Raw genomic sequence first — 11,559 nt, 5'->3', positions numbered from 1 at the left:
TCCCCTATGTTGGGGGGTCTGGGGGGCTGTTTTTTTTTTACCCCCCCCCCCCCGGGCCCCGGGGGGGGGGGGCCGCCCCCCCGGGCGCCCCCCCGGGGCCCGCCGCCGCCGTGCGGGGGTGCCTCACCGTTGGTCTGGTTCTCCTGCTGGGGGGCCGAGGGCTGGACGGCGGATCCCCCGGTGGTACGGAACAGTTCGTCGGCTGCCGGCAGACTCACTCGGCGTGGCACCGGGCGAGCACCTCCCTGGCGAGCTGGCGGTAGGCGGCGGCACCGACGGAGTTGGAGGCGTACGTCGTGATCGGCTCACCGGCGACGGTGGTCTCGGGGAAGCGGACGGTGCGGCCGATGACCGTGTGGTAGACGTGGTTGTCGAACGCCTCCACCACCCGCGCCAGGACCTCGCGGCTGTGCACGGTGCGCGAGTCGTACATCGTCGCGAGGATGCCGTCGAGCTCCAGTTCCGGGTTGAGCCGCTCCTGCACCTTCTCGATCGTCTCGGTCAGCAGGGCCACACCGCGCAGCGCGAAGAACTCGCACTCCAGCGGCACGATCACCTTGTGCGCGGCCGTCAGCGCGTTGACCGTGAGCAGGCCCAGCGAGGGCTGGCAGTCGATGACGATGAAGTCGTAGTCGTTCAGCAGCGGGCCCAGGGCGCGCTGAAGTGTCGACTCACGCGCCACCTCGCTGACCAACTGGACCTCGGCGGCCGACAAGTCGATATTGCTGGGAAGCAGGTCCATCCCCGCGACCGCCGTCTTCAGCAGCACCTCGTCGGGCGCGAGCCCCCGCTCCATGAGCAGGTTGTAGACGGTGAGGTCCAGCTCCATCGGGTTCACGCCGAGGCCCACGGAGAGCGCGCCCTGCGGGTCGAAGTCGACGAGCAGCACCCGGCGTCCGTACTCGGCGAGCGCGGCGCCCAGGTTGATGGCCGACGTCGTCTTGCCGACGCCGCCCTTCTGGTTGCACATCGCGATGATCTTCGCCGGGCCGTGCTCGTTGACGGGTCCGGGGATCGGGAAGTACGGGAGGGGGCGCCCGGTCGGGCCGACGCGCTCGCGGCGCTGACGCGCGGCGTCGGGCGCGAGGGTGGCCGCGTACTCGGGGTCCGGCTCGTACTCCGCGTCGGGGTCGTAGAAGTGCCCCTCGGGCAGCTCGCCGTGCGGAACGGCGTACTTCGGGTCACTGTAGTCGGCGACGCGCTCGGCGGACTGGCCGCCCGCGGGGTCCCCGGCCATGGCGTTCACGTGGTGGCCGTCCATGCTCTGGTGGGCTGTCGTGTTCGGTGTGGAGTTCTGACGGGATGCGAAGGTGCGGACGGCGACGGAGCCGACAGCCTCGGGCCCCGAGGGACCCCGGTCCCTCGCAGGCGCTCCTGGTTGACCACCCCCGGGAGAAAATGTCGACTCATTCACAAGTCGTCCTACCTCCTTGGTGACCAGGAAACTTCTAGACAGGTCAGCGTGACACCATGCCGACGGTTGGCGACTCTATGGCGTGTCGGCGGTTCACAGCAACACAATCCGCCGGAGACGGCACGATGTGTCGGCAAGTCAACACCCTGATGTCAAGAGGCACAGAGGGCACTCGGACCCGTTTCCCGGGTGGGCAAAACGGTGAGAGTGTGACGTTCAAGGCGAGTTGAGCCATGGCCACAGGGTCGGCGGTGTGCCATCGGTTACGCCACCGGCCGAACCTCGCACGGCAAGGTCCGGCCGGTGACGTGATGTTGCCGACGTTGACGCGTCGGGTTGACCGCGACGCACCGGGTCGGCTTCCGGGCTGCGGCCGAGCCGCGGTCGATCAGCCCAGCAGCGAGGTGAGATCGCGGCTCGGCAGCCCGTGCGCCTCGGCGACGGGCCCGTAGACGACCTCGCCGTCATGCGTGTTGAGGCCCTTGGCCAGCGCGGCGTCACGGCGCAGCGCCTCGCGCCAGCCCCGGTTCGCCAGCTCGACGATGTAGGGCAGCGTGGCGTTCGTCAGCGCGTGGGTCGAGGTGTTGGGCACCGCGCCCGGCATGTTCGCGACGCAGTAGAAGACCGAGTCGTGCACCTTGAACGTCGGCTGCGCGTGCGTCGTCGGACGCGAATCTTCGAAGCAGCCGCCCTGATCGATCGCGATGTCGACAAGGACACTTCCCGGCTTCATGCGCGACACCAGCTCGTTGGTGACGAGCTTCGGCGCCTTGGCGCCGGGGATCAGCACGGCGCCCACGACGAGGTCGGCCTCCATGACCGCGCGCTCCAGCTCGTACGCGTTCGAGGTGACGGTGCGCACCTTGGTGCCGAAGATCTTGTCGGCCTCGCGCAGCTTGCTGATGTCCTTGTCCAGCAGCGTCACATGGAAGCCCAGGCCGATGGCGATCTGGGTGGCGTTCCAGCCGGACACGCCGCCGCCGATGACGACGGCGCGGCCCGCGTGGACGCCGGGCACGCCGCCGGGCAGCACGCCGCGGCCACCGGCCGAGGCCATCAGGTGGTACGCGCCGACCTGGGGAGCGATGCGGCCCGCGACCTCGGACATCGGGGCGAGCAGCGGAAGCTGACGGCCCGCCGTCTCGACGGTCTCGTAGGCGATGGCCGTGGTGCCCGACTCCAGCAGCGCGTCGGTGCACTCGCGGGAGGCGGCGAGGTGCAGATACGTGAAGAGCGTCTGATCCTTGCGCAGGCGGTGGTACTCCTCCGCGACCGGCTCCTTCACCTTGAGCAGCAGATCGGCGGTGGCCCACACCTCATCGGCCGTGGCCAGGATGCCGGCGCCCGCGGAGACGTACTCCTCGTCCGCGATGGACGAGCCCGTTCCAGCGCCCTGCTCCACGTAGACCTGGTGGCCGTTGCGCACCAGCTCGTGCACCCCGGCCGGGGTGATGGCCACGCGGAACTCGTTGTTCTTGACCTCGCGGGGGATGCCGACCTTCACGTCGATCACGGTCCTTGAATCTGGGGGTCTCGGGGCTTCAGAAGACTTCCGAAGAAGGCAGGGAGCCGGGCGCATCCCACCTCATCAGGGCACATAGGGGGAATGCCGGAAGCGACCGGGACGGCCTCGGCTCAGCCAGTCTAATGAAGGATCCTGAGCTGTCCAGCCTTGTAAAGGGTCAATCTTTCTTGGATTGACTATGGGTTTCGCAGGCTCCCTCAGTGTTACGACTGCGGGTCGCCGGGTCGCCACCATCGGTGCGCGCACCCTCGCCCCCGGGCCCTCCCAGCAGGCGTTCCGCCTCCGCCCTGTGCTCGCGGGCCTCGGCCGTCTCGCCCACCCGCTCGCAGGCGTCGGCCAGCCGCAGCCGCAGCGCCCCCTCAAGGCGCCCGTCCTTGGCGCGCTTGGCCGCGTTCAGCGCCAGACGGCAGATGCGCAGCGACTCCTGCGGGCGGCCCGCGTACTCCTGGACCCGCGCCACCTCGCTCAGCGCCCGCGCGTGCGCCTGCGGATCCCGCAGCCTGCGGAATGCCGCGGCGGCGGCCCGCCACTCGCGCAGCGCGTCCCCGAACCGGCCGCCGAAGGTGTGCACGGCCCCGATGCGGCCGTGCAGCCGCGCCGCCGCCTCCCGCTCGCCGTTCGTCAGCCGCAGCGCGAGCGCCCTGCCGTACCAGTCGGCCGCGCGCGCCCAGTCGCCCAGCTCCGCGTAGGTGCCGCCGATCGACTCCAGCGCGCGGCCCGTCGCCGGACCGTCCTTGCCGTCGGCCCGGGAGGCGTCGAGCGCCGCGCGGTAGCGGGTGACGGCCTGCGTGAGCCTGCCCGTGTGCGCGTCGAGATCGCCCAGGTTGAGCAGCGCCGCAGCGTGCTCGCGGTGCAGCCCGCCGCGCTCGGCCACGCCGAGGACCAGCTCGTGCAGCCGGTACAGCTCAGGCGCCGCCGCCTCGGGGGTGCGGTGCGCGTCGAAGGCACGGGCCAGCGCGGAGATCAGCCTGCGGGCCAGGGTGTCCAGCTCGCCGCCGCCCTCGTCCACCGCGAGCCGCGCGGCGGCCAGCAGCGCGGGCCGCCGCACCTCCAGCCACTCACCGGCCTCGGCCGCCGACGCGAAGCGCAACGCACGGGGCATGCCCTCGAACTGCTCGCGCGCGGCGGAGCCCTCCGGGCGCGTGACGGCGTGGCACGCCTGGAGCTGCCGTACGGTCCGCTCCAGCATCCGCGCCCGCGCCAGCAGCACCTCGCCCTGCCGCTCCTGCTGCGCCAGCAGGGCGCGCAGCGGGGGGTCGAGACAGGGCGGCAGGGCGTAGTGGGGCCCCGCCGCCGTCTCGACGGCCGGGGCGCGGTCCTTGCGCTCGCCGTGAGGGGCGTCGTGCGGGGCGTCGTGCGGATCGTCTTGCGCACGTACGGGGTGCAGCAGGCCCAGCTTCACGAACTCGTCCAGCGTGGAACGCGCCACGCCGACCGAGCAGCCCGCCAGGGCCGAGGCCGTGTGCGTGTCGACGAAACCGGCCGGGGCCAGAGTGAGCAGGCGCAGCATGCGCGCGGCGGTCTGCGGAAGCGAGTCGTAGACCAGCCGGAAGGCCCGCTCCAGCGGATCCGACTGGGGGGCGCCCGCGAGCCGCCTGGCCGCGTCCGCGACCGACAGCTTGGTCCTGGAGGCCAGCCACCCGCCCGCCAGCGCGAGCGCGGCGGGCAGATCCCCGCACGACTCCGCCAGCGCCTCCGCGCTGCGCGGGTCCACGGTGATGCGGGGCGCGGAGCCCGAGCGCCGCGCGAGCAGTTGGACAGCGGCCGTGCGGTCGAGTCCGCCGACCGTGCAAGGACGGACGTCAGGGACGCCGGTCAGCGGGCCCGCGCCCACCGCGACGACAAGGCAGTCGCGGGTGTCCGGCAGCAGGTCGAGCAGTTGCTCGGGCGAGGCGACGTCGTCGAGGAGCAGCAGCACGCGCCGCTTGCCGAGCGCTTCGCGCAGCGCCTCGTACAGCTCGTCCTCGTCCGCCCCGGCGGGGGCGGGCGCCGCGCCGAGTGCGGCGAGGAGGTCGCGGGCCGTGCGTTCCGGGGGTACGGGGACGCCGCCCGGATCCGTCAGGCGGGCCCGCAGCACGCCGCCGGGCCAGCGGTCGGCGTTGCGCCGCACGAACTCCTCCGCCAGCGCGGTGCGGCCCGAGCCCGGGCGGCCCGCGATGAGGAGGACGCGGCTGTGCGGGGAGGGGCGGCCCGAGAGCGTGTGCAGGCCGGCGCGCTCGATGTCGGCCCGCAGTTCCCGCAGCTCGCGGGCCCTGCCCACGAAGTCCTCGCGGGGGCGCGGTGCGGGGTGGTGCGCTGTACCCGGTGTACGGGCGGGGGCCGGCCCCCTCTTCGGGCCGGGCCCGGACCCGGGGCCCGGTTCCGTGGCCTGGTCCGGCACCTGATCCGGGAGCCGACCGGTCGCACTGGTGGCCAGGACTGGCGTCCCGGCCGGATCCGGGGCCGCCTCCGAGGCCGCCTCGTGCCTCGCGTCTGTGTGCTGCACCGCCTGATCCGTCACGGGTTACGCTCCCGTCCACCTGCGTCTGCGCGGAACGCACCGAGCGTAGTTCACCGGGTGCGGTCGGGCTTGGAGCGCGGGGCCCGCGACCGGGCCGAAAATCACTGCATCGGATCAGCGGGTCCCCTTCGCGGGGTGCGGAAGGAAACGGGGGGTGCCCCTTCACCGGGTTGCGCCCCTTCACGGGGTACGAGGTTGACCGCCACACGGGGTGCCCGGTTCTTGTGGGGGTGCGCCTTGGCTGGTGCCCCTTTGGGGTTCGTTCGCGTGCTGGGGTCCGGTGGCACGGGTTGTGCCCACCCGTCCCGCCAGCGGGACGATTGCCCACAACATTTGGCGCCGTCGCCAGTGGGGGCGTCCCTGCGTTGTGGGGTTCGCCGTTTCCGGGTGCGGGTGGGTGGCTTCGGCGCGGCGTGTGGTCCCGGTTGTTCGCGGCTGGCGCCGCGTGGTTCTTGGCTTGTGCCGGTGGCCGTGTGGGGTGTGTGGGTGGGGGGTGTCCGGTGCCGCGCCGGGGTGTCTCCTCGGCGTGAAGCTTTCGTTTTCGGCTTTCCGCCGTCGTTCGTCTCGACCTGCGGGGACACCCCACCGCGTCCCCGTCCCGCCGGTGGCCCACTGCCACTCCGGGTCGGCCAATCTCCACCCCCCTTCGCGGAGGTGCGCAGCCCCGGGGTGCCCCCTGGGGTTTCGTCGGCGTGCTGCGGGCCGGTGGGTGGGTTGTGCCCACCCTCCCCCAGCTACCGCTGGGAGGTGCCCCCTCGCCCTGCGGAACGCCTGCCCACAACAATTGGCGTCGGCCGAAGGTTGGCCACCGGGTGGGAGGTGGTGTGGCGGGGGGTCCCCGCAGGGCGAGCAAGTCACCGGCCGAAAGCCAAAGTGAGACCTTTACGCCCGAGGAGACACCCCGGCGCGGCGCCGACCCCCACCACACACGCACCCCATAACCACGGCCGAAACCATGAATCACGCGGCGCCAGCCGCGACGTACCGGTCCATACGCCGCGCCGAAGCCACCGGCCAGGCAGCCGAACACGACGCCAAGCCACACGACAGCGCCCCGCCGGGCAACGGCGCCAAAACTGTTGTGGGCAATCGTCCCGCAAGGCGGGACGGGTGGGCACAACCTGTGCCACCGGACCCCAGCACGCGAACGAACCCCAAAGGGGCACCAGCCAAGGCGCACCCCTACAAGAAGCGGGCACCCCGTGTGGCCGTCACCCCGCACCCCGTGAAGGGGCGCAACCCGGTGAAGGGGCACCCCCCGTTTCCTTCCGCACCCCGCGAAGGGGCCGTCAGGCTGCGAAGGGGCGGGCCGGCCAAGGCGCTGACGCGGGGCGGAGGGCGTCGACGCCGTCGCCCGCGAGCGCGGCGCTCAGCGAGAGCGCCCCGACCACGAGACAGTTGTTGTGCAGCTCACCCGCCAGCGCCCCGCGGACGAGATCCGCGAGCGGCACCCGGGCCAGCTCCATGTCCGCCTCCTCCTCGGAGACCTCGAACCGCTCGCCCTCCGCCTCGGACAGCTCCCGCGCGAGAAAGATCCGTACCGCCTCGTCGCAGCCGCCCGGCGTCGTGAAGACGTCGGTCAGCACACGCCAGTCCTCGGCCTTGACGTGCGCTTCCTCGTACAGCTCGCGCTGCGCCGCGTGCAGCGGGTTCTCGCCGGGGATGTCGAGCAGCCCGGCGGGGATCTCCCACAGTTTGTGCCGCACGGGGTGCCGGTACTGGCTCAGCACCAGCACGCGCCCCGCGTCGTCCAGCGCGAGGACCGCGACGGACCCGGGGTGCACCTGGTAGTCGCGGCGCACCACGGTGCCGTCCGGCATCACGACGTCGTCCGTGCGGACGCTGGTCTTCGCCCCTTCGAAAGGCACCGCGGTCGCGGTGACCTCCCACTCCTGCGGGGTGTCGACGATGTGCTCGGTCATCTGTGCTCAGCCCTCCACGGGTTCGGACCCGGCGTCCGAGGCTACGCCCGCGCCCTGCTGGCGCTGGACGGCGGCCTTGACGAGACCGGCGAAGAGGGGGTGCGGCCGGGTGGGGCGGGAGCGCAGCTCGGGGTGGGCCTGTGTGGCGACGAGGTAGGGGTGCACCTCGCGCGGGTACTCCACGTACTCCACGAGCTTGTTGTCGGGCGACGTGCCCGAGAAGACGATGCCGCCCTTCTTCTCCAGCTCGCCGCGGTAGTGGTTGTTCACCTCGTAGCGGTGGCGGTGGCGCTCCTCCACGTAGGGCTCGCCGCCGTAGACCTCGCGCACGATGGAGCCTTCGGCCAGCTTGGCCGGGTACATGCCCAGCCGCATGGTGCCGCCCATGTCGCCCTCACCTGCGACGATGTCGAGCTGCTCCTCCATGGTGGAGATCACAGGGTGGGCCGTGCCCTGGTCGAACTCGGTGGAGTTCGCGTCGGGGATGCCCGCGAGGTTGCGCGCGGCCTCGATGACGATGCACTGGAGGCCGAGGCAGAGGCCGAGCAGCGGGACCTTGTTCTCCCGCGCGTAGGTGATGGCCTGAACCTTGCCCTCCACGCCGCGGTCGCCGAAGCCGCCGGGGATGCAGACCGCGTCGCAGTCGCCGAGCTGCTTCTTGGCGCCGTCCGGTGTGCGGCAGTCGTCGGAGGTGACCCACTTGATGCGGACCCGCGCGTTGTTGGCGAAGCCGCCCGCGCGTACGGCCTCGGTGACCGAGAGGTAGGCGTCGGGCAGGTCGATGTACTTGCCGACGAGGGCGACCGTCACCTCGTGGTCGGGCTCGTGGACGCGGCGCAGCAGGTCGTCCCACTGTGTCCAGTCCACGTCCCGGAAGGGGAGGCCCAGCTTCCGCACGACGTACGCGTCGAGGCCCTCGGTGTGCAGCACCTTCGGGATGTCGTAGATCGACGGGGCGTCCTTGCACACCGCGACGGCGTCGTCGTCCACGTCGCACATCAGGGAGATCTTGCGCTTGATGGAGACGGGCACGTCGCGGTCGGCGCGCAGCACGATCGCGTCGGGCTGGATGCCGATGTTGCGCAGCGCCGCGACCGAGTGCTGGGTGGGCTTGGTCTTCAGCTCGCCGGAGGGGCCGATGTAGGGGAGCAGCGAGATGTGCACGACGAAGACGTTGTCGCGGCCGACCTCGTGCCGGGTCTGACGTACGGCCTCCAAGAAGGGCAGCGACTCGATGTCGCCGACGGTGCCGCCGACCTCGGTGATCACGACGTCCACGTCGTCCGTGGCCATGCGGCGGATGCGGTGCTTGATCTCGTTGGTGATGTGCGGGATGACCTGGACGGTGTCGCCCAGGTACTCACCGCGCCGCTCCTTGGCGATCACCGAGGAGTAGACCTGGCCGGTGGTGACGTTCGCCGAGGCGTCGAGATCGACGTCCAGGAAGCGTTCGTAGTGGCCGATGTCCAGGTCGGTCTCGGCTCCGTCGTTCGTGACGAAGACCTCACCGTGCTGGAAGGGGTTCATCGTGCCGGGGTCGACGTTGAGGTAGGGGTCGAGCTTCTGCATCGTGACCCGCAGGCCCCGCGCCTTGAGCAGAGCCCCCAGGCTGGAGGCGGTGAGCCCCTTGCCGAGGGAGGAGGCGACACCCCCGGTGACGAAGAGGTGCTTGGTCGTCATGGATTTGGGCGGCAATGCCAAGAGGGGGCTCCCGTGGTCGCGAGGTGGGGTGCGCACCGGCGCCCCGGCTTGGATGCTCGGGGGTGCCGTCGCTGCGGGTTCGGGGGGCTGTCGTACCGAGAATTCGAGAACGCGTGCCCACCGGTCCACGGGCTACCAGGGTAACAGCGCCTGCCGGGGACCGTGCCGCACGGAGCGCCGCGCGCTGCCGCGCCGTCGCCTCCGCCGGCCCCTCCGCTGACCCCGGCGGCCCCCCGGCTCACCCCCGGCCGTCCCCCTCTCGTCCCCGTCGAGCCGCCGGGAGTTCCCGCTTCCGACCCCAGTACCCGACGCGCCCGCGGTACCCCCTACCCCTGTCCGGCCCCTGTCTTCCGCCGACTTTCCCCCGCGCCTCACGGCTTTCGGGCATCGTGTTCCAACGCTTCTCTGTCATTCGGGCGTCTTCCGTAAACCGGGGGTGTGGGGCCTACGGTGACAGTGGGGTCGCAGCAGGTGAGCGGCGTCTCATGAACCTCACCCCTTCGGCGCAGACCTCCTGCGGCGACCGCGGGGCGGATGACATCGCTCCGTCGTATCCTGCTCGGACACTCGATTGGGCAGGACGGAAATACGCACGTCCCATGGGGGCGTAGCCGCAGTTCGACTGGAGAAGCACGTGGCTGGGCGCATCGAGGATTACGCACTCATCGGGGACATGCAGACCGCAGCCCTCGTCGGCCGGGACGGCTCGGTGGACTGGATGTGTCTGCCGCGCTTCGACTCCCATGCGGTCTTCGCGGGGCTGCTGGGGACCGAGGAACACGGTTTCTGGCGGTTGGGTCCCGCGCACGCGACCGGAGGCGAGCCGCCTCCGGCCGACCGTAGGCGCTATCGCGGGGACTCGCTCGTCCTGGAATCGGAATGGGACACTCCGCGCGGCACGGTGCGGATCATCGACTTCATGCCGCCCCGCGAGGACCACGCGCCCCAGCTGGTGCGCATCGTGGAGGGCGTCAGCGGCCGGGTGCCGATGCGTTCGGCGCTGCGCATGCGGTTCTCCTACGGCTGGGTCGTGCCGTGGGTGCACAAGAACGACGGTCGTACCGTCGCCGTCGCGGGCCCTGACTCGGTCTGGGTGGACACCGAGGCCGACACCTACGGCAAGGACCTGACGACCTACTCCGACTTCACCGTCGGCCCCGGCGACCGCGTCGCGATCACGATCAGCTGGCAGGCGTCCCACAAGGGCCCGCCGCCGCTGCCGGACCCCGAGGCGGCGCTGGCGGCCACCGAGAGCTTCTGGAGCGAGTGGGTCGAGCACTGCACGTACCACGGCCCCTACCGCGAGGCCGTGATCCGCTCGCTGATCACGCTCAAGGCGCTGACGTACGCGCCGACGGGCGGCATCGTCGCGGCGCCGACGACCTCGCTGCCCGAGTGCGTCGGCGGCATGCGCAACTGGGACTACCGCTTCACCTGGCTCCGCGACGCCGCGATCACGCTCTCCTCGCTCCTGCGCACCGGCTACCACGAGGAGGCGCGCGCGTGGCGCGAGTGGCTGCTGCGCGCGGTCGCGGGCGACCCGGAGAACCTCCAGATCATGTACGGCATCGCGGGCGAGCGCGAGCTGGGCGAGGCCGAGCTGGACTGGCTGCCAGGCTACGAGAACTCCAGTCCGGTCCGCATCGGCAACGGCGCCGCGGGGCAGCTCCAGCTCGACGTCTACGGCGAGGTCACCGAGGCCCTGCACCTGGCCCATATGACGGGCCTGGCCCGCAACGACTACGCCTCGCTGCTCCAGATCAAGCTGATCGGCTATCTGGAGGACCACTGGGACGAGCCGGACGAGGGCATCTGGGAAGTCCGGGGTCCGCGACGGCACTTCGTCCACTCCAAGGTGATGGCCTGGGTCGCGGTCGACCGCACCGTCAAGCTGATCGAGTCCGGCGAGGTGGACGGGCCCCTGGACCGCTGGCGGGATCTGCGCGACGAGATCCACCGGGACGTGTGCGAGAAGGGGTACGACAAGGAGCGGAACACCTTCACGCAGTCCTACGGCTCCAAGGAGCTGGACGCCTCGCTGCTGCTGATCCCGCAGATGGGCTTCCTGCCGCCCGACGACAAGCGCGTCATCGGCACCGTCGAGGCGATCCAGCGGGAGCTGTCGACGGAGGACGGCTTCGTGCTGCGCTACCCGACCTCCAGCGAGGGCGTGGACGAGAGCCTGGACGGCCTGGAGGGCGAGGAGGGCGCCTTCCTGGCGTGCTCGTTCTGGCTCGCCGACGACCTGGCGATGATCGGGCGCGTGGAGGAGGCGAGGAAGCTGTTCGAGAAGCTGCTCGCGCTCCGCAACGACCTCGGCCTCCTCGCCGAGGAGTGGGACCCCAGGCTCAAGCGCCAGGTCGGCAACTTCCCGCAGGCCTTCAGCCACGTGCCCCTGATCGACACCGCGCTGCGGCTGACGGCCTCCGGCGCGTACGGGGGCTGAGGGGCGAGAGCTGAGACACGAGGGCCGAGGGCTCTCGCGGTCGGCGGGCGG

Annotated in this window: 6 protein-coding genes; 1 reads left to right on the top strand and 5 read right to left on the bottom strand. The window is 71.5% G+C overall.

The features are described from left to right. Window positions 1-214: 214 nt before the first annotated feature. The 5 genes from ACWGJ2_RS38125 to ACWGJ2_RS38105 all read right to left on the bottom strand — a co-directional run bounded on the left by ACWGJ2_RS38125 (window position 215) and on the right by ACWGJ2_RS38105 (window position 9,056). Complete coding sequence (locus ACWGJ2_RS38125; protein ID WP_453350975.1) at window positions 215-1,261, bottom strand: ParA family protein; 1,047 nt, start codon at window positions 1,259-1,261, stop codon at window positions 215-217. A 541-nt stretch (window positions 1,262-1,802) separates the two neighbouring features. Next, entirely contained in the window at window positions 1,803-2,918 is a 1,116-nt protein-coding gene (gene ald, locus ACWGJ2_RS38120) for an alanine dehydrogenase (protein ID WP_453350985.1), read from the bottom strand. 178 nt (window positions 2,919-3,096) lie between these two features. Further along, window positions 3,097-5,319, bottom strand: coding sequence for a tetratricopeptide repeat protein (locus tag ACWGJ2_RS38115; protein WP_453350984.1), 2,223 nt, complete (start codon window positions 5,317-5,319; stop codon window positions 3,097-3,099). 1,409 nt (window positions 5,320-6,728) lie between these two features. Continuing rightward, a complete protein-coding gene (locus tag ACWGJ2_RS38110) occupies window positions 6,729-7,361 on the bottom strand; it encodes an NUDIX domain-containing protein (protein ID WP_453350974.1) in 633 nt (210 codons plus the stop codon). A gap of 6 nt (window positions 7,362-7,367) precedes the next feature. Next, window positions 7,368-9,056, bottom strand: coding sequence for a CTP synthase (locus ACWGJ2_RS38105; RefSeq protein WP_453350983.1), 1,689 nt, complete (start codon window positions 9,054-9,056; stop codon window positions 7,368-7,370). A 640-nt stretch (window positions 9,057-9,696) separates the two neighbouring features. Between ACWGJ2_RS38105 and ACWGJ2_RS38100 the strand changes: the two genes are divergently transcribed. Continuing rightward, complete coding sequence (locus tag ACWGJ2_RS38100; protein ID WP_453350973.1) at window positions 9,697-11,508, top strand: glycoside hydrolase family 15 protein; 1,812 nt, start codon at window positions 9,697-9,699, stop codon at window positions 11,506-11,508. The last annotated feature ends 51 nt before the right edge of the window (window positions 11,509-11,559 follow it).

It is taken from the genome of Streptomyces sp. NPDC054796 (genome assembly GCF_053611545.1).
Note: the sequence above shows the minus strand (reverse complement) of the source record. Positions and strands in the feature narration are given on the sequence as shown.